We start from the raw sequence: 19,536 nt of genomic DNA on the forward strand, positions 1-19,536 counted from the left end.
CGCAAGCATACTGAACCCATTCATCCTGCCTATCGCGTCAAGAAACATGTCGGCCGACACATTGCCTGCGCATGCCAAAGGATGTCATGGTGACCGCAATCCATCCTCTCCACCCCGGGTTTGCCATCGTCATCGGCATCATTGCCGCGTTAACGGCGCTGGCACTGTTGCGGCTGTTTCCGCAGGCGCCGCATCGGCCGGGCCGAGTCAGCTCCCTCGATGGCCTGCGGGGCTTTCTGGCGCTCGGCGTCTTCGTCCACCACGCGGCAATCTGGTATTTTTATTCGCGCACGGGCAAGTGGGAAATCGATTCGCATCTGTACGTTCACCTCGGCAAGGATAGCGCCGGCCTGTTCTTCATGATCACGAGCTTCCTGTTTCTCACCAAGCTGCTGGATGCCGGCCGCAAGCCGGTGAGCTGGCTGCATTTGTACACATCGCGCATCCTCCGCCTGGCCCCGCTTTACTTCTGCTCCATCGCCTTACTCCTTGCGCTGGTGTTTACCGTCACCGGGCCGCGCCTGCAGGTTCCGCTACCCACCCTCCTCAGGGGCTTGGCGGAGTGGCTGTCGTTCACCATGTTCGGCGCCCCGGACCTGAACGGTCTGCGCCACACCTACACAATCAATGCGGGCGTGGCCTGGTCGCTTCCCTACGAATGGTTTTTCTACGCAATCCTGCCGCTGCTCGCGCTGATCCTGGCGCTGCCGCGACGCTGGATGATCGTTGCATGCCTCGCCATCGTTGGCGGCATGGCCGCCTTGTCGCTCCACAATGCAGCCGCGCGCACCATGATGTCCTTCGGCGGCGGCATTGTCGCGGCGATCGCGTTTCGATATCCGCCATGGCGGCGGATTTGCGGCCATCACATCGTCAGCGTGCTGGTGCTGGCGTTGTTCGGCCTTGCGCTCATCGGCTACCCGGGCATGCCAAATGTCCTTGCCCTGCTGCTCATCAGCACAGCTTTCGTGCCGCTAGCATGCGGCAATTCGCTGTTCGGCGCGCTCACATGCGCGCCGATGCGCTTTCTCGGCGACATTGCGTATGGCGTCTATCTGCTGCATGGCATCGTGCTGTTTATCGCGTTTTATTGCGCCGATCGAATGGGGCTGACATTGACCGGTTCCGTTGCCGGTTACTGGGCAAGCATAGCGGTTCTCACGATCCCCCTGCTGGTCATCTGCCATGCCGCGTATACCTTCGTCGAACTGCCTGCCATGGCGAGCGTCCCGCAATGCGTCGCCCGGCTCAGGAAAGCGGCGCAACGCCTCCCCGGAGCACGCCAGGCCAAGGCGAACGATGCCTAGCCCCGGCGCGCCGGCTGTCCCGCTTAAAGGGACGGCTCCGGCGCGCCGCCGGGGCGGCAGCGGCGCGTTGCGAAGTCGCGGGCAAGCCCGGCCAGGGTGATGGCGCCGAAGCGCGCCATCAAGCGCTGCCGCGCCTCGCGCAGCTCCGCCTCCAGCGCGTCGTTGACGGCTTGCTCGATCAGGCATTCGGGGCTGTCCCCCGCCAGGCCCAGCGAAAACACGGGCGGCTCGCCGAGCGAGCGGTAGACGTCGAGCAGCGTGATCTGCTCCAGCCCGCGCGCCAGGGTCCAGCCACCGCCATGCCCCTTCTCGGACTGAACGTAACCGGCCTCCCTGAGCCCGGCCATGGTGCGGCGCACCACGACAGGGTTCGTCTGCAGCATGCGCGCGACGGCCGCCGAGGTCAGCGCGCCCTCGTGCTGATCCATGTGGATCAGCACATGCAGCATGCGCGAAAGGCGATTGTCACTAGGCATAGCATTCGTTCCCGGGGTGGTGCTGCGGCCGCGCCGCTGTCATGAAACATTATAAGTTGCGTGAAATTTTTTGTCACGCTATCATGCAACTTACAAAGTTACGAATAACGTGAAAGGAGCATCACCATGCACTACGACACCATTGTGATCGGCGGCAGTTTCGCCGGACTGTCCGCCGCCATGCAACTGGCGCGGGCGCGCCGGCGCGTGCTGGTCGTCGACGCCGGCCGGCCGAGGAACCGCTACGCCAGCCACTCCCACGGTTTTTTCGGCCAGGACGGCAAGGCGCCGCAGGAAATCGCCGCGCTGGGCCGGCGCCAGCTCGCCGCCTATCCGACGGTGAGCTTTCTCGACGGCGAGGTGCAGACGGCGCGCCAGGCCGATGGCGGCTTCGTCGCCAGCCTGGCCGACGGCCGCGAGGCCCGCGCCGCGCGCCTGATCCTGGCCATCGGCGTCAGCGATGCGCTGCCGCCCATCCCCGGCATGCAGGAGCGCTGGGGGGCGACGGTGTTGCATTGCCCTTACTGCCACGGTTACGAGATCGGCGACCGGCCGCTCGGCGTGCTGGCGAACGCGCCCGCCTCGCTGCACCAGGCGCTGCTGCTGCCCGACTGGGGGCCGACGACCTATTTCACGCAGGCGCGCCACGAGCCCGATGCGCAGCAACTGGCCAGCCTGCAGGCGCGCGGTGTGCGCATCGAACGCACGCCCGTGGTGGCCTTGCTCGGGGAGGCGCCGACGCTGCACGCCGTGGGCCTGGCCGACGGCCGCATCGTGCCCGTCTACGCCCTCTTCACCGCGCCGAAGACCAGCCTGGCCAGCCCGCTGGCGCGACAACTGGGCTGCGCCGTCGAGGCGGGGCCGCTGGGCCCCTTCATCAAGGTCGACGAACGCCAGCAAAGCAGCGTCAAGGGCGTCTACGCCGCCGGCGACGCCGCCAGTCCGATGTCCAACGCCACCCTCGCGGCGGCGGCGGGCGTGCTGGCGGGCATGGCCGCGCACCGCTCGCTCATCGGCATGTAGCCCTGCCGGCCGGCGCGCCACACTCCCTTGGCATTAATACATCGCTCCGGCGCCGGATTGGGTACAATAGTCCGGCACGTCCCGTTCCCCTTTTTCTAGCGTAGCCATGAACCAACTCGAACAGCTGAAGCAACTCACCACCGTGGTGGCCGACACCGGCGACTTCCAATCGATCCAGGCGTACACGCCGCGCGACGCGACGACGAATCCGTCGCTGATCCTGAAGGCCGTGCAAAAAGCCGAATACCAGCCCTTGCTGGAACAAGCCGTGCGCGCCCGCCCGGACGCCTCGACCGGCGACATCATCGACCACCTGCTGATCGCCTTCGGCGTCGAAATCCTGAAGATCATTCCCGGCCGGGTGTCCACCGAAGTGGACGCCCGCCTGTCCTTCGACACCGAGGGTACGGTGGCCAAGGGCCGCGCGCTGATCGCCCTGTACGAGCAGGCCGGCATCGCCCGCGAGCGCGTGCTGATCAAGATCGCCGCCACCTGGGAGGGCATACGCGCCGCCGAGATCCTCGAACGCGACGGCATCCGCTGCAATATGACGCTGCTGTTCTCGCTGGGCCAGGCGATCGCCTGCGCCGAAGCGGGCGCGCAACTGATCTCGCCCTTCGTCGGCCGCATCTACGACTGGTACAAGAAGTCCACCGGCATCGACTACGCCGGCGCGGAAGACCCGGGCGTGCAGTCGGTCAAGCGCATCTACAACTACTACCGCAAGTTCGGCTACAAGACCGAGGTGATGGGCGCGAGCTTCCGCAACACCTCGCAGATCCTGGAACTGGCCGGCTGCGACCTGCTGACCATCAGCCCGGACCTGCTGCAAAAGCTGGCCGACACGGACGCGCCCTTCGTCGTGCGCAAGCTCGGCTCGGACACGGCCAGCGGCGCCGGCATGGTGAAGATGACGCTGGACGAGAAAGCCTTCCGCTTCATGCTCAACGAAGACCAGATGGCGACGGAAAAACTGGCCGAAGGCATACGCGCCTTCTGCGCCGATTCCGGCAAGTTGAAACAGATGATCGCTGCGCTGCGCTAAGCACTGCTGACAGGCGCTCTGGAAAAGCGGCAGCGACGACGGCACCCCGTTGTCCCTGGCGCTTTTTTTGTCGGCGTGCAGAACTGATTTATATTGGATGGCAATAAAAGCATGGATTTCCCCGCCGTATTAGAATAGTTTCAGCCTCTGCCTTGCAAGCGAAACAAGGCCGTGCGCGCTCACCAACGCATCCTTTCGACGAGACATCCATGAGATCCGCTCCTCGTACCACGCCTGTTTGCGCCGCCGTCCTGACCCTTACCCTGCTCGCCGGCTGCGGCGACAAGCCCGCCGCCGGACCCGGCGCGGGCGGCGCCGCGCCGCCGCCACCGACCGTCGCCGTCGTCACCGTCGCCGCGGCCGCGCTGACGCTGAGCACCGAGCTGCCGGGCCGCGTCGAGGCTTCGCGCCTGGCCCAGGTGCGCGCGCGCACGCCCGGCATCGTGCTGCAGCGCGTGTTCAAGGAGGGCGGCGAGGTGCGCGCCGGCGAGGTCCTGTTCCGCATCGACCCGGCCAGCTATCAGGCCAGTTACGCGAGCGCCCAGGCGGCCGTGCAGAAGGCCCAGGCGAACCTGGCCCAGGCCGAGCTGAAGGTCAAACGCTACCAGCCGCTGCTGGCCGCCAGCGCCGTCAGCGCGCAGGAATACGACGACGCCGTGACGGCGCAGAAGCAGGCCGCCGCCGACCTGGCCACGGCCACGGCGGCGCGGCAGAACGCCGCCATCACGCTCGGCTACGCCACCGTCACGGCGCCCATCGCCGGGCGGGTCGGCCGCGCGCTGGTCACGGAAGGCGCGCTGGTCGGCCAGGGCGAGGCGACGCCGATGGCAACCATCCAGCAGCTCGACCCGATCTATGTGACGCTGACGCAGTCGTCCACAGAACTGCTGCGCCTGCGGCGCGCGCTCGCCGGCGGCCAGTTGAAAAGCGCCGGCGCCGGCCAGGCCAGGGTGACCCTGCTGACCGAGGACGGCCAGGTCTACCCGCAGGCGGGCAGGCTGCTGTTCGCCGACGTCGCCGTCGACGAAAGCTCGGGCGCGGTGGCGATGCGCGCCGAGTTCCCCAACCCGCAACGCACCCTGCTGCCGGGCATGTACGTGCGCGCCCGCCTTGAGCAGGCCGTCAGGGAGGCGGCCATCACGGTGCCGCAGCAGGCCGTGCTGCGCAACCCCGAGGGCGCCTCGGTGCTGGTGGTCGGCGCCGACAACAAGGTGGCGCCGCGCCCCGTCACGGCCGACACCGCCCAGGGCGACCAGTGGGTGGTCAGCGCCGGCCTGAAGGGCGGCGAGCGCATCGTCGTCGAGGGCTTCCAGAAGGCCAAGCCGGGCGCCGCCGTCAAGCCGGTGCCGTGGCAGCCGGCGCCGCCCGCCGCCAAGAGCGCCGTCCAGTAAGCCCGCCACCACAGGGAGTCAAGATGGCCAAGTTCTTCATCGACCGCCCCGTCTTCGCCTGGGTGATCGCGCTGTTCATCCTGCTCGGCGGCGCGCTGGCGATCACCGTCCTGCCGGTGGCCCAGTACCCGACCATCGCGCCGCCGTCCATTGTCGTCACGGCCAGCTATCCGGGCGCCACCGCGCAGGTGCTCGACGACGCCGTCACCAGCGTCATCGAGCAGGAGATGAACGGCGCCGACGGCCTGCAGTACGTCGAGTCGCAGAGCGAGGCCAACGGCCAGGTGACGATCACCGTCACCTTCCAGCCCAACGTCAACCCTGACCTGGCCGCCGTCGACGTGCAGAACCGCATCAAGCGCATCGAGGCGCGCCTGCCGCAGGCGGTGGCGCAGCAGGGCGTGCAGGTGAACAAGGCGCGCAGCAACATCCTGATGTTCGTCGGCCTGTCGTCGACCGACGGCAAGCTGGACCCGACGGCGCTGGGCGACTACATGGCGCGCAACGTCGTCAACGAGATCAAGCGCCTGCCCGGCGTCGGCCAGGCGCAGCTGTTCGGCACCGAGCGGGCGATGCGCGTCTGGATCGACCCGGCCAGGCTGGTCGGGCTGAAGCTGACGATGGCCGACGTCGCCGCCGCGATCCGCGCGCAGAACGCCCAGGTGAGCTCGGGCACGCTGGGCGATTTGCCCAGCCCGGCGCAGCAGCGCTATTCGGCGCCCGTCGTCGTCAGCGGCCAGCTGGCCTCGCCCGAGGAGTTCGGCAAGGTGGTGCTGCGGGCCAATCCGAACGGCTCGGTGGCGCGCCTGCGCGACGTCGCCCGCATCGAGCTGGGCGGCCAGAACTACGGCACCAGCGCGCGCCTGAACGGCCAGCCCTTCGCCGCCGTCGCCGTGCAGCTGTCGCTGACCGGCAACGCGCTGGCCACGGCCGACGCCGTCAAGGCGAAGATGGAGGAGCTGGCCAAATACTTCCCGCCCGGCGTCAAGTACACGATCCCCTACGACACCTCGACCTTCGTGCGCATCTCCATCGAGGAGGTGGTCAAGACCCTGTTCGAGGCGGTGCTGCTGGTGTTCCTGGTGATGTACCTGTTCCTGCAAAACTTCCGCTACACGCTGATCCCGACCATCGTCGTGCCGGTGGCGCTGATGGGCACCTTCGCCGCGATGCAGGTGTTCGGCTTTTCGATCAACGTGCTGACCATGTTCGGCATGGTGCTGGCGATCGGCATCCTGGTCGACGACGCCATCGTCGTCGTCGAGAACGTCGAGCGCATCATGAGCGAGGAGGGGCTGGCGCCGCGCGAGGCGACGCGCAAGGCGATGTCGCAGATCACCGGCGCGATCATCGGCATCACGCTGGTGCTGATCGCCGTGTTCATCCCGATGGCCTTCTTCGGCGGCGCGGTCGGCGCCATCTACCGCCAGTTCTCGCTGGCGATGGTGTCGGCGATGGTCTTCTCGGCGCTGATGGCGCTGACGCTGACGCCGGCGCTGTGCGCCACCATCCTGAAGCCGGTGGCCGCCGGCCACCACGGCAAGCGCGGCTTCTTCGGCTGGTTCAACCGGCGCTTCCAGCGCACCGCCAACGCCTACCAGGGCGTCATCGCCAGGATGCTCAAGCGCACCGGCCGCTACCTGGCCGTCTTCGCGCTGATCCTCGCCTGCGTCGCCTGGCTGTACCAGCGCCTGCCCTCGTCCTTCCTGCCCAACGAGGACCAGGGCTACCTGCTGACCAACGTGCAGCTGCCGGCCGGCGCCTCGACCAGCCGCACGCTGGCGGCGCTCGACAAGGTCGAGGCCTACTTCAAGAAGCAGCCCGGCGTGGCGCGCACCATCAGCGTGGCCGGCTTCAGCTTTTCCGGCAACGGCCAGAACGCCGGCCTGGTGTTCGTGCCGCTGAAGGATTGGAGCGAACGCGGCCCCGAGCAGTCGGTCACGGCCATCGCCGGGCGCGCCTTCGGCGCCCTGTCGGGCATCGCCGACGCCGTCATCTATCCGCTCAGCCCGCCGCCGATCCGCGAGCTGGGCAACGCCACCGGCATCACGGCGCGGCTGCAGGACCGCAGCGGCCAGGGCCACGCGGCGCTGCTGGCCGCCCGCGACGAGCTGCTCGGCATGGCCGGCAAGAGCGCGATACTGCGCGGCGTGCGCCCCGAGGGGCTGGAGGACGCGCCGCAGCTGCGCCTGGAAATCGACCGCGACAAGGCCAACGCGCTGGGCGTGGCCTTCGCCGACATCAACAGCATGCTGTCGAACGCGCTCGGCTCGTCCTATGTCAACGACTTCCCCAGCGCCGGGCGGCAGCAGCGCGTCGTCCTCCAGGCCGACGCGCCGCAGCGCCTGCAGCCGGAAGACATCCTCAAGCTGAACGTGCGCAGCGCCGCCGGCAACATGGTGCCGTTCGCCTCGTTCACGCAGACGCGCTGGATCGTCGGCCCCGTGCAACTGGTGCGCTACAACGGCTACCCGGCCATCAAGCTGTCGGGCGACGCCGCGCCGGGCCGCAGCACCGGCGAGGCGATGGCCGAGCTGGAGCGCCTGGCGGCGCAACTGCCGCCCGGCTTCGGCATCGAATGGACCGGCCAGTCGCTGGAGGAGAAAACCTCGGGCTCGCAGGCGCCGGCGCTGTTCGCGCTGTCGCTGCTGGCCGCCTTCCTCGTGCTGGCCGCCCTGTACGAGAGCGAATCGATCCCCGTCGCCGTGCTGCTGGTGGTGCCGCTGGGGATACTCGGCGCCCTGCTCGGCGCCACCTTCCGCGGCCTGCCCAACGACGTCTACTTCAAGGTCGGCCTGATCGCCATCATCGGCCTGTCGGCGAAGAACGCGATCCTGATCATCGAGTTCGCCAAGGACTTGCAGGCCCAGGGCAAGGGCCTGGTCGAAGCCACGCTGGAGGCGGTGCACCTGCGCTTCCGGCCCATCATCATGACCTCGCTGGCCTTCATCCTCGGCGTGCTGCCGCTGGTCGTGGCCAGCGGCGCCGGCTCGGCCAGCCAGCGCGCCATCGGCACCGGCGTCATGGGCGGCATGATCACGGCCACCGTGCTGGCCGTGTTCCTGGTGCCGGTGTTCTTCGTCGTCGTGCGCACGCTATTCAAGGGCAGCGAGCGCCAGCGCCGCCTCGCCGCCCACCAGCTGGACCTGCCGGCGGGGAGCCAACATGACTAAACCGGACACCCGCCTGGGCACACTGCTGCTGGCCGGCGCCCTGGCCGGCTGCTCGCTGGCGCCGGCCTATCAGCGCCCCGAGGCGCCGGTGGCGCCGGCCTACCCGGCGGCCGGCCCGGACGGCGCCGGCCCGGCCGCCGCCGACACGGCCTGGCGCAGCTTCTTCAGCGAGCCGCGCCTGCAGCAAGTGATCGCGGCGGCGCTGCGGCACAACCGCGACCTGCGCGCGGCGGCGCTGCGCATCGAGGAGGCGCGCGCCCAGTACACGCTGCAGTCGGCCGAGCGCCTGCCGGCGCTGAACGCCAGCCTGGGCGCGGCGCGCACGCGCACGCCGGCCGCGCTCAATCAAAGCGGCCGCGCCGGCGTCGGCGAGCGCTTCGACGCCGGCCTGAGCATGGCGGCTTTCGAGCTGGACTACCTGGGCCGGGTGCGCAGCCTGGGCGAGGCGGCGCTGGCGCTGTACCTGGCCAGCGACGAGGCGCGCCAGGCGGCGCAGATCGGCGTCGTCGCCGAAACGGCGAAAGCCTGGTTCAGCGAACGCGCGCTGGCCGAACAGTACGCGCTGGCGGCGCAGACGCTGGCGGGGCGCCAGCGCACCTTCGAGCTGACCCGGCAGCGCCTCGACGCGGGCGCGGCGTCGCGCCTCGACCTGCGCCAAAACGAAACCCTGTACCAGAGCGCGCGCGTGGCGGCGCTGACGCTGGCGCGCCAGCGGGCGCAGGCGGAAAACGCCCTGACCCTGCTGGTCGGCCAGGCGCCGGCCGCGCCGCCGGCCGGCGCCGGGCCGGACGACGCCGCGCTCGACGCCATGAGCGCGCTGCCGGCCGGCCTGCCGTCCGAGCTGCTGGCGCGCCGGCCCGACATCCGCGCCGCCGAACTGCGGCTGAAGGCGGCCAACGCCAACATCGGCGCGGCGCGCGCCGCCTTCTTCCCGCGCCTGAGCCTGACGGCGGCGCTGGGCAGCGCCAGCGCCGCGCTGTCCGGCCTGTTCGACAGCGGCTCGGGCAACTGGTCGTTCACGCCGCAGCTGCAGCAAGCGGTCTTCGACGGCGGCCGCAACCGCGCCAACCTGAGCCTGAGCGAAACGCGCCGGCACCTGGCCGTGGCCGACTACGAGAAGACCATCCAGGTGGCGTTCCGCGAAGTGGCTGACGCGCTGGCGGCGCGCACCTACCTGGGCGAGCAGGTGGCGGCGCAACTGGCCGCGCGCGCGGCCCAGGCCGAGCGCCTGGCGCTGCTGCAACTGCGCTTCGACAACGGCGTCGCCAGCGCGCTCGACGTGCTCGACGCCCAGCGCGAACTGTTCGGCGCCGAGCAGGCGCTGGTGCAGGCGCGGCTGCTGCGCACCACCAGCGCCGTCGACCTGTACCGCGCCCTCGGCGGAGGCTGGCAATAAGCGCCCGGCCCGCGCGCAACCACCTTTATCAACCCTGACGTTCCCACAAGGAGATGTATGCAGTCCACCACCAACCCCGATTTGCTCACCGTCGGCCTGGCGCAGATCGCGCCCGTCTGGCTAAACCGCGACGCGACGCTGGCCAAGATCGTCGACTACATCGGCCGCGCCGCCGAACAGCGCTGCCGCTTCGTCGTCTTCGGCGAGGCGCTGCTGCCCGGCTATCCGTTCTGGATCGAGCTGACCGACGGCGCCCGCTTCAACTCCCAGGTGCAGAAGGAAATCCACGCCCACTACGTCGAGCAGGCCGTGCAGATCGAGGCGGGCGACCTCGACGCCGTGTGCGCGGCGGCGGCCCGGCACGGCGTCGCCGTCATGCTCGGCTGCATAGAGCGCCCGCGGGACCGCGGCGGCTACAGCATCTACTGCTCGCGCGTCTACATCGGCGCGGACGGCGCGATCGGCTCGGTGCACCGCAAGCTGATGCCGACCTACGAAGAGCGCCTGACCTGGGCCCAGGGCGACGGCCACGGCCTGCGCGTGCACCGCCTCGGCGCCTTCACCGTCGGCGGCCTGAACTGCTACGAAAACTGGATGCCGCTGTCGCGCGCGGCCCTGTACGCGCAGGGCGAGGATTTGCACGTGGCGCTGTGGCCCGGCAATCTGCGCAACACCGAGGACATCACCCGCTTCATTGCCAAGGAGGGGCGCGGCTACACGATCTCGGTGTCGGCGCTGATGCGGCGCGAGGACTTCCCGGCCGACACGCCGCACCTGGACCTGATCCTGGCGCAATGCCCCGAGGTGCTGGCCAACGGCGGCTCCTGCATCGCCGCGCCGGACGGCACATGGCTGATCGCGCCGGCCGTCGGCGACGAGTGCCTGCTGGTGGCGACGCTGGACCGCGCCGCCGTGCGCCGCGAGCGGCAGAACCTGGACCAGGCCGGCCACTACGCGCGCCCTGACGTGACGCGGCTGGTGGTGGACCGGCGCCGCCAGGGCGTCGCCACATTCGAGGAGTAAGCGCCGCATGGCGGCGGCGCGACAAGGCGCAAAAAAAGCGCCGGGCATGCTTGCCGATGGGCGCATACTGTTACGCGCAGGTAATTCAAACCCCGCCGTGATTGGATACAGCCCATGAGTGCCTTATCAAATATCCGTATCGCATCCCGTCTGGCAATCGGCTTTGCCATCGTCCTGATCCTCTCCATCCTCACCACCGGCTACGCGCTGGTCAGCGCCCGCGGCAACGCCGAGGCCACCCGGCAGATGATGGAAAAGCCGCTGGCCAAGGAGCGCATCGTCTCCGACTGGTATGTGCTGATCTACTCGGCGGTGGCGCGCACCTCGATGATCGCGCGCAGCAGCGACGACACGCTGTCGACGACCTTCGCCGACACCATCGCCGCCAGCACCAAGAAGGGCTCCGCCCTGCTCGAACAGATCAACGGCCTGCTCGCGAGCGAGGCCGAAAAAGCCATCTACCAGACCTCGCTCGATACCCGCGTCAAATACCAGGACGCCAAGAACAAGGTGATGGAGGCGAAAAAGGCCGGCAACGCGGCCGAGGCCGAGCGGCTCTACAAAGAGGTGTTCATGCCGTCCGCCGAAGCCTACCAGGGCCAGGTGCTGGCGCTGCTGTCGCAGCAGCGCAAGGCCATCGACGACACCGCCCGCGCCATCGACGCGGCCAACGCGCGCAGCTTCAACCTGATGATCGTGCTGGCCGTGCTGCTGGTCGCGCTGGGCAGCCTGTGCGCCTTCGTCATTTCGCGCAGCATCACCGTGCCGCTGCAGGCGGCCGTCAAGGTCGCCGCCACCGTCGCCGACGGCGACCTGCGCACCGTCTTCACGGCGCCGTCGCGCGACGAAATCGGCGACCTGATGCGGGCGCTGAAGGGCATGAACGATTCCCTGTGCAAGGTGGTGTCCGAGGTGCAGACCGGCACCCACGCGATCGCCACGGCGTCCAGCCAGATCGCCTCGGGCAATCTGGACCTGTCCTCGCGCACCGAGGAGCAGGCCAGCTCGCTGGAGGAAACCGCCTCGTCGATGGAGGAGCTGACCTCGACCGTCAAGCAGAACGCCGACAACGCCAGGCAGGCGAACCAGCTGGCCGTGGCCGCCTCGGACGTGGCCGCGCGCGGCGGCGACATCGTCGGCCAGGTGGTCGAGACGATGGGCTCGATCGACGCGTCGGCGAAGAAAATCGTCGACATCATCGGCGTCATCGACGGCATCGCCTTCCAGACCAATATCCTGGCCCTGAACGCGGCCGTCGAGGCGGCCCGCGCCGGCGAGCAGGGCCGCGGCTTCGCCGTCGTCGCCTCGGAAGTGCGCAACCTGGCGCAGCGCTCGGCCGGCGCGGCCAAGGAAATCAAGGAGTTAATCGGCCACTCGGTCGAGCAGGTCAACAACGGCACCCGCCTGGTGCAGCAGGCCGGCACGACGATGGGCGACGTCGTCGCCAGCGTGCGCCGGGTCACCGACATCATGGGCGAAATCACCTCCGCCAGCCAGGAGCAGAGCATCGGCATCGACCAGGTCAACCAGGCAATCACGCAGATGGACCAGGTCACGCAGCAGAACGCGGCCCTGGTCGAACAGGCCGCGGCGGCCGCCGAGAGCATGCAGGAGCAGGCCGCCAACCTGGCCCACGTGGCCGCCGGCTTCAAGCTCGACGACCAGGCCCGGCCGCCGGCGCCGCCCGTGAAGCGCGCCGCGGCGCCGCGCCCGCCGCCGCGCGCCAAAGCGCCCGCGGCGGCCCGCGTGGCCGCGCGCAAGGCGCCCGCCGCCGGCGCCGGCGAGCGCGACTGGGAAGAATTCTAAGACGCCGACAGCAAGCCGGAATCAGCCCCCCTGCCGCCGAATCGGCGCGGCATTTGCCGTACACCATCACGCCACGGGCCGGCGGAGCAACCAACACTCCGCCGGCCATCGTTACAATTGCTCACAACTCCCTGCTTAAAATCTAGGCATAATATTGCCTTGAAGAAATTTACCACCCACATTACCACCGGATCCCCATGAAATCCCTCTCCAATATTAGTATCGGCTCGCGCCTCGCCGTCGGCTTTGCCGTCGTGCTGCTGCTGTCGATCGTCTCGACCTCCTTCGCCCTGCTGAGCGCCAGAAACAACGCCCAGGCCACCAAACTGATGATGGAACAGCCGCTGGCCAAGGAACGCCTGGTCGCCGACCTGTACCTGCTGATCTACTCGGCCATCGAGCGCACCACGCTGATCGCCAAGAGCAGCGACGAGGCGCTGTCGAGCACTTTCGCGGCGGAGATCGCCGACGGCACCAAGAAAGGCACGGCCCTGCTGCAGCAAGTCGAAGGCATGCTGGTCGCCGACGATGAGAAAGCCGTGTTCCAGGCCGCCATGACCGTGCGCGGCCAGTACCAGGAAGCCAAGAACCAGGTCATGGACGCGAAAAAGGCCGGCGACGCCGCCGGCGCCGAGCGCCTGTTCAAGGAGCGCTACCTGGCCGCGGCCGACGGCTACCGCGCCAAGGTGCTCGACCTGCTGTCGCAGCAGCGCAAGGCCATCGACGCCACGGCCCGCGCCATCGACGCGGCCAACGCGCGCAGCTTCGGCCTGCTGCTGGGTCTGAGCGTGCTGGTCGTCGCGCTGGGCAGCCTGTGCGCCTACCTGATCTCGCGCAGCATCACCGTGCCGCTGCAGGCGGCCGTCAAGGTCGCCGCCACCGTCGCCGACGGCGACCTGACCACCACCTTCGGCCCGGCCACGCGCGATGAAATCGGCGCGCTGATGCGGGCGCTGAAGGGCATGAACGATTCCCTGCGCAGCGTCGTCTCGGAAGTGCAGACCGGCACCCACGCGATCGCCACGGCGTCCAGCCAGATCGCCGCCGGCAATCTGGACCTGTCCTCGCGCACCGAGGAACAGGCCAGCTCGCTGGAGGAAACCGCCTCGTCGATGGAAGAACTGACCTCGACCGTCAAGCAGAACGCCGACAACGCCAGGCAGGCGAACCAGCTGGCCGTGGCCGCCTCGGACGTGGCCGCGCGCGGCGGCGACATCGTCGGCCAGGTGGTCGAGACGATGGGCTCGATCGACGCGTCGGCGAAGAAAATCGTCGACATCATCGGCGTCATCGACGGCATCGCCTTCCAGACCAACATCCTGGCCCTGAACGCGGCCGTCGAGGCGGCCCGCGCCGGCGAGCAGGGCCGCGGCTTCGCCGTGGTCGCCTCGGAAGTGCGCAACCTGGCCCAGCGCTCGGCCGGCGCGGCCAAGGAAATCAAGGAGTTGATCGGCCACTCGGTCGAACAGGTCAACAACGGCACCCGCCTGGTGCAGCAGGCCGGCGCGACGATGGGCGAAGTCGTCGCCAGCGTCGCCCGCGTCACCGACATCATGGGCGAGATCAGCTCCGCCAGCCAGGAGCAGAGCGCCGGCATCGACCAGGTCAACCAGGCGATTGCGCAAATGGACCAGGTCACGCAGCAGAACGCGGCCCTGGTCGAAGAGGCGGCGGCCGCCGCCGACAGCATGCAGGAACAGGCCGCCAACCTGGCCCACGTGGCCGCCGGCTTCAAGCTCGGCGACGCCGCGCGCCCGGCGCCGGCCGCCGCGCCAGCAGCGGCGCGCGCCCCGGTGGCGGCCAAGCCGGCCGCCGCGCCGCGCCTGGCGCTGCGCAAGCCGGCACCCGCCTCCACCGACGGAGAGTGGGCCGAGTTCTAAGCAGCTCCCGCTGGGGACAGACCACGATTTTCGAGAAATAATTTCTTGAAAAATCGTGGTCTGTCCCCGGCCGTTTGACAGCGCCGGCCAAGGCTGGGATACTGGACCGACGGCGCGCCTCCCCCTCCCGCACGCGCTGAAGGAGACGCCACATGAAACACTGGGCCATCTTGACGCTGCTGTGCGCCCTGCTGGGCGCCTGCGCAACGACGCCGCCGGCGCCGCCCCCGCCCGCCGAGCTGTTCGCCGACGCCCTGTTCGCCCCGCCATCCGAAGCCGTCGACGCCGACGCGATCTTCGCCGTGAGCGAGCCGATGCGGCTTTACCTGCGCACGGAAATCGCCAGCCAGCTGCGCCACAAGCCGCCGCGCCGGGCCTTGTTCGACGCGCTCTACAGCAAAGGCCAGCTGAAACTCGAATACGACGCCGCCGCCACCCGCAACGCCAGCCAGACCTTCGCCGCGCGCGCCGGCAATTGCCTGTCGCTGGTGATCATGACGGCCGCGATGGCCAAGGAAATGGGCTTGTCGGTGCAGTATCAGAGCGTGCTGGCGGAGGAAAGCTGGAGCCGCAGCGGCGACTTGTACTTTGTCAGCGGCCACGTCAACCTGGTGCTGGGCAAAAAACGTACCGACGCACTGATCGGCTACGATTCCAGCACCGACATGACGATAGACTTCCAGCCGCCCGAGCAGACCAGCGGCGACCGCACCGCGCAGATCAGCGAGGCCACCGTCGTCGCCATGTATATGAACAACCGGGCCGCCGAGGCTCTGGCGCAGGACCGGCTCGACGACGCCTACTGGTGGGCCAGCGCGGCCATCAGGGCGCAGCCCGGCTTCACGGCCAGCTACAACACGCTGGGCGTGACCTTGCGCCGCCACGGCAACCTCGAACCGGCGCGGCGCAACTTCGCCCTGGCGCTCGAACAGGCGCCGGCGGACACCCGTGTCATGGACAATCTGGCGCAGACGCTGACGCTGCTGGGGCGCGACGCCGAGGCGGCAACGCTGCGCCACAGGCTGGCGCAACTGCTGCCGCACCCGCCTTTCGACTATTTCAACCGGGGGCTGGCGGCGATGCGGCACGGCGATTTCCAGCAGGCCGCCGCGCTGTTTTCCAAAGAACTGGAACGCGACCCGTATTACCACGAATTCCACTTCTGGCTGGCCCAGGCCTACCTGCGCCTGGGCGACACGGCGCGCGCCGAACGCCAGCTGGGCCTGGCGCTCGACGAAAGCACCAGCTCGCGCGACCGGCAACTGTACGCGGCAAAACTCGACCGCCTGAAGTCGCTGGCGCCGCGCTGACGCCGCCTCAGGCGCCCAGGAACATCTGCTGCAGGTCGTTGAGGAAGCGCTGGCCCAGTTCGGTCGGCCGGATGAGCAGGTGGTCGCGGTACAGCAAGCCCTTCGCCTCGGCCGCGTTGAGCGTCTTCTCGATCGCGTTGATGCCCAGGCCGGTGCGCTCGGCGAACAAATTGGCCGAGAAGCCGCCCGTCAGGCGCAGCGTGTTGAGCATGAACTCGAAACCCATGTCGTCGCGCCCGATCTCGCCCTCCTCCTGCACCGGATTGCCGTTGCGGACGGCGTCCAGATACGCCTTCGGCTGCTTGTAGCGGGCCTGGCGCAGCACCCGGTGCGGGAAGGATATCTTCGAGTGCGCGCCGGCGCCGATGCCGAGGTAGTCGCCGAACTCCCAGTAATTCAGGTTGTGGCGCGCGCGCCGGCCCGGCTGGGCGTAGGCCGACACCTCGTACTGGCCGAAACCGGCCGCCTTCGTCACGTCGGCGATCATGTCCTGCATGTCGGCGCTGGCGTCGTCGTCCGGCACCGCCGGCGGATACTTGGCGAACAGCGTGTTCGGCTCCAGCGTCAGGTGGTACAGCGACAGGTGCGGCGGCGCGAACGACAGCGCCGTGTCCAGGTCCAGGCGCGCCTCCTGCAGCGTCTGCGACGGCAGCGCATACATCAGGTCGAGGTTGAAATTGTCGAAATTGGCGTGCGCGATCTCGACGGCGCGGCGCGCCTCGGCGTCGTCGTGAATCCGCCCCAGCGCCTGCAAATGGCGGCCGTTGAAGCTCTGGATGCCGATCGACAGGCGGTTGATGCCGCTGGCGCGGTAGGACTTGAACTTCTCCGCCTCGAAGGTGCCGGGATTGGCCTCCATCGTGATCTCGGCGGCGCCGTCGAGCGGCAGCAGCGTGCGCACGTCCGACATCAAGCGGTCCAGGCCGGCCGCCGACATCAGGCTGGGCGTGCCGCCGCCGATGAAGATCGTGTAAATCTTGCGGCCCCAGATCAGCGGCAGCGCCATCTCCAGGTCCAGCCGCAGAGCGTCCAGATAAGCCTGCTCCGGGAAGCCGCCGCGCACCTCGTGCGAATTGAAGTCGCAATACGGGCACTTCTTCACGCACCAAGGGAAATGGATGTACAGCGACAGCGGCGGCAGCGCCGCCAGGTTCAGCGCGCCCGGCTGCAAATACTTGAGGGCGCTGCCGGCCGCCGCGGAGGCGCTCGCGGCCGCGCCCGGCTTGGCGGCGGCGCCGGCCAGCTTAATCGGTATCATCGCAGTTTCTCGACTAGCGCGCGCAGGGCCTGGCCGCGGTGCGACAGCGCGTTTTTCTCGTCCGGCGTCAGCTCGGCGGCGCACTTGCCCAGCGCCGGCAGCCAGAAATGCGGGTCGTAGCCGAAACCGCCCTGGCCGCGCGGCGCGGCGACGATCTCGCCGTTCCAGCGGCCGTCGGCGATCACCGGCTGGGGATCGTCGGCGTGGCGCACGAACACCAGCACGCAATAATAATACGCCGATTTGTCGGCGTGCGCGGCCAGGTCGGCGACCAGCTTGGCGCTGTTGGCGGCGTCCGACTTCGGCTCGCCGGCGTAGCGCGCCGAATACACGCCGGGGGCGCCGCCGAGGGCGTTGACGCAGACGCCGGAGTCGTCGGCCAGCGCCGGCAAGCCCGTCAGGCGGGCCGCGTGGCGCGCCTTGTGCAGCGCGTTTTCGACGAAGGTGGCGAAAGGCTCGTCGGCCTCCGGCACGCCGAAATCGCCCTGCGCGTGGACTGCGAAACCGACGCTGGCGAGCAGCTCGTTGAATTCCTTCAATTTTCCGGCGTTGTTCGAGGCGAGTATCAGTTGTTGGGTCATGGTGGTATCGTTAAAGTGGCGCACGGCGGGGAGGCGACGAGGGCAGAGGCGACGGGGACAGACCACGATTTCCGGGGGAAGCTTCCCGGAAATCGTGGTCTGTCCCCTTAGGCTGGGGTCTGCCCCCCTCCGGCTGGTCCCCTCGGGTCTGCCCCGGGGCCGGTATTTTATACGCTCAGGCCGAGCGCGTCTTTCTGCATCTTGATCAGGTCGGCGATGCCGCCCTGGGCCAGGTCGAGCAGGCGGTTCATGCCGGCCCGGTCGAAGGCGGCGCCCTCGGCCGTGCCCTGCACTTCGATGAAGTGGCCGGCCTCGGTCATGACGACGTTCATGTCGGTGTCGCAGCCGGAGTCTTCCACGTAGTCGAGGTCGAGCACCGGCATGCCGCGGTAGACCCCCACCGAGATCGCCGCGACGAAGCTTTTCACCGGCACGGCGGCGATCGCGCCGCGCGCCGCCAGTTGCGCGAAGGCGTCGTAGGCGGCCACCATCGCGCCCGTGATCGCCGCCGTGCGGGTGCCGCCGTCGGCCTGGATCACGTCGCAGTCCAGGTGCAGCGTGCGCTCGCCGAAGGCTTCCAGGTCGAAGGCGGCGCGCAGCGAGCGGCCGATCAGGCGCTGGATTTCCTGGGTCCGGCCGGACTGCTTGCCGCGCGCCGCCTCGCGGTCCATGCGCGTGTGCGTCGAGCGCGGCAGCATGCCGTATTCGGCCGTCAACCAGCCCTGCCCCTTGCCCTTCAGAAAACCCGGCACCTTGTCCTCGATGCTGGCGGTGCAGATGACCTTGGTGTCGCCGCATTCGATCAGCACCGATCCCTCGGCGTGCTTGGTGTAGTGGCGGCTCAGGCGGATCGCGCGCAGCGCATCGACGGCGCGGCCGCTCGGGCGTGTTTCAAATGACATAGATGCTTTCCTGGTGGTTATTTAAGTACTTGGGATGATTTTTCTATCGCGCCGCGGATTTCGGCGATGGCTTTTTCGATTTCGGCGTCGTCGAAGGCGTCGGCCTCGTGCGGCGCCGGCGCGGCCATGCCCTGGATGGTCGAGCCGACCAGGTCCTGGGGCAGCGCCGCCGTCGAGATCAGGCCGGCGCCGACGCTGTCGAGGCCGTCGGTGACGACGCTGCCCTGCCACATGATGGCCAGCGCCGTCGCGTTGTCGCCGTGGCGCCCGCCCAGGGCCAGCGCGGCGCCGAGCATGTCGGGCACCGCGCGCACCACCGTCTGCGCCTGCATGCGCGCGGCCAGTTCCTCGTCGGACAGCATCGACCACAATCCGTCCGAGCATAATAACATCTGGTCGCCCGGCAGCAGGCTGGCGCGCCCCGACAGCGCGATCTTCGGCAGCGCCGACGCGCCCAGGCAGTTGTACAGCTTGTTGCGGTCCGGGTGGGTGGCGCGCGCCGACGCCGGCACCAGCCCCTTGGCGATCAGCGCCTCGACGTGCGAGTGGTCGCGCGTGCGCGCCAGGATCTGGCCGCCGCGCAACCAGTACAGGCGCGAGTCGCCGCAATGGGCCCAGCTGGCCGTGTTGTGCTGCAGCAGGCAGGCGACGATGGTGGTGCGCGGCGTCTCGGCCAGGCCGTGCTGCTCGCGGTAGCGGTGGATGGCGTGGTGCGCCTCCAGCAGACTCTCCTCCAGGAAGCGCTCGGGCTTCCTGACATAGGGCGTGGCCTGCTGCTGGAAACACTGGGAAATCACCTGCAGGCTGAGCTGGGCGGCGATCTCGCCGTGCAAATGGCCGCCCATGCCGTCGGCCAGCACCAGCAGCAGCGCGTCGCGCGTGAAGCTGTAACCCATGCGGTCCTGGTTGACCTTGCGTCCGCCGATGTGGCTTTCCTGGTACACGGAGAATTGCATCGCTGCCCC

Annotated in this window: 15 protein-coding genes; 10 read left to right on the forward strand and 5 right to left on the reverse strand. The window is 68.9% G+C overall.

Features of this window, described 5'->3' with window-relative positions; all coding sequences use genetic code 11:
- Positions 1 to 86 precede the first annotated feature (86 nt).
- Positions 87 to 1,307: an acyltransferase family protein gene (locus OIK44_RS16930; RefSeq protein WP_273672343.1), complete on the forward strand. Its 1,221-nt coding sequence runs from the start codon at positions 87 to 89 to the stop codon at positions 1,305 to 1,307.
- 23 nt (positions 1,308 to 1,330) lie between these two features.
- Here the strand turns inward: OIK44_RS16930 and OIK44_RS16935 are convergent, their stop codons facing one another.
- On the reverse strand, positions 1,331 to 1,783 hold the full coding sequence (locus tag OIK44_RS16935; protein WP_273672344.1) for an Rrf2 family transcriptional regulator: 453 nt from the start codon (positions 1,781 to 1,783) through the stop codon (positions 1,331 to 1,333).
- A 126-nt stretch (positions 1,784 to 1,909) separates the two neighbouring features.
- Between OIK44_RS16935 and OIK44_RS16940 the strand changes: the two genes are divergently transcribed.
- The 9 genes from OIK44_RS16940 (at position 1,910) to OIK44_RS16980 (ending at position 15,830) form a co-directional block, all read left to right on the forward strand.
- Positions 1,910 to 2,806 (forward strand): NAD(P)/FAD-dependent oxidoreductase, encoded by an 897-nt coding sequence (locus OIK44_RS16940; protein ID WP_420213854.1) that lies wholly within the window; start codon positions 1,910 to 1,912, stop codon positions 2,804 to 2,806.
- 106 nt (positions 2,807 to 2,912) lie between these two features.
- Positions 2,913 to 3,851, forward strand: coding sequence for a transaldolase (gene tal, locus OIK44_RS16945; protein ID WP_273672346.1), 939 nt, complete (start codon positions 2,913 to 2,915; stop codon positions 3,849 to 3,851).
- Positions 3,852 to 4,060: 209 nt separating this feature from the next.
- Positions 4,061 to 5,242, forward strand: coding sequence for an efflux RND transporter periplasmic adaptor subunit (locus OIK44_RS16950; protein WP_273672347.1), 1,182 nt, complete (start codon positions 4,061 to 4,063; stop codon positions 5,240 to 5,242).
- Positions 5,243 to 5,265: 23 nt separating this feature from the next.
- Entirely contained in the window at positions 5,266 to 8,415 is a 3,150-nt protein-coding gene (locus OIK44_RS16955; RefSeq protein WP_273672348.1) for an efflux RND transporter permease subunit, read from the forward strand.
- The gene (locus tag OIK44_RS16960; RefSeq protein ID WP_273672350.1) at positions 8,408 to 9,811 is read left to right on the forward strand and encodes an efflux transporter outer membrane subunit; all 1,404 of its coding nucleotides are present in this window, start codon (positions 8,408 to 8,410) and stop codon (positions 9,809 to 9,811) included. The genes OIK44_RS16955 and OIK44_RS16960 overlap by 8 nt, the downstream gene beginning before the upstream one ends.
- 57 nt (positions 9,812 to 9,868) lie before the next feature.
- On the forward strand, positions 9,869 to 10,834 hold the full coding sequence (locus tag OIK44_RS16965; RefSeq protein WP_273672352.1) for a carbon-nitrogen hydrolase family protein: 966 nt from the start codon (positions 9,869 to 9,871) through the stop codon (positions 10,832 to 10,834).
- A 114-nt stretch (positions 10,835 to 10,948) separates the two neighbouring features.
- Positions 10,949 to 12,640, forward strand: a complete 1,692-nt coding sequence (locus OIK44_RS16970; RefSeq protein ID WP_273672353.1) for a methyl-accepting chemotaxis protein — start codon at positions 10,949 to 10,951, stop codon at positions 12,638 to 12,640.
- Between the two features lie 197 nt (positions 12,641 to 12,837).
- Positions 12,838 to 14,520, forward strand: coding sequence for a methyl-accepting chemotaxis protein (locus OIK44_RS16975; protein ID WP_273672355.1), 1,683 nt, complete (start codon positions 12,838 to 12,840; stop codon positions 14,518 to 14,520).
- Positions 14,521 to 14,672: 152 nt separating this feature from the next.
- Positions 14,673 to 15,830, forward strand: coding sequence for a tetratricopeptide repeat protein (locus OIK44_RS16980; RefSeq protein WP_273672356.1), 1,158 nt, complete (start codon positions 14,673 to 14,675; stop codon positions 15,828 to 15,830).
- 7 nt (positions 15,831 to 15,837) lie between these two features.
- Here the strand turns inward: OIK44_RS16980 and hemW are convergent, their stop codons facing one another.
- From hemW to OIK44_RS17000, 4 genes are all read right to left on the reverse strand, one after another.
- On the reverse strand, positions 15,838 to 17,088 hold the full coding sequence (gene hemW / locus OIK44_RS16985; protein ID WP_273672357.1) for a radical SAM family heme chaperone HemW: 1,251 nt from the start codon (positions 17,086 to 17,088) through the stop codon (positions 15,838 to 15,840).
- Entirely contained in the window at positions 17,085 to 17,669 is a 585-nt protein-coding gene (gene rdgB, locus OIK44_RS16990) for an RdgB/HAM1 family non-canonical purine NTP pyrophosphatase (RefSeq protein WP_273672359.1), read from the reverse strand. The genes hemW and rdgB overlap by 4 nt, the downstream gene beginning before the upstream one ends.
- 167 nt (positions 17,670 to 17,836) lie before the next feature.
- Entirely contained in the window at positions 17,837 to 18,571 is a 735-nt protein-coding gene (gene rph, locus OIK44_RS16995) for a ribonuclease PH (protein ID WP_273672361.1), read from the reverse strand.
- A 17-nt stretch (positions 18,572 to 18,588) separates the two neighbouring features.
- The gene (locus tag OIK44_RS17000; RefSeq protein ID WP_273672363.1) at positions 18,589 to 19,527 is read right to left on the reverse strand and encodes a PP2C family protein-serine/threonine phosphatase; all 939 of its coding nucleotides are present in this window, start codon (positions 19,525 to 19,527) and stop codon (positions 18,589 to 18,591) included.
- Positions 19,528 to 19,536 lie beyond the last annotated feature (9 nt).

The sequence above is a fragment of the Janthinobacterium fluminis genome (genome assembly GCF_028595325.1).
GTDB classification, from domain to species: Bacteria; Pseudomonadota; Gammaproteobacteria; order Burkholderiales; family Burkholderiaceae_D; genus Janthinobacterium; species Janthinobacterium fluminis.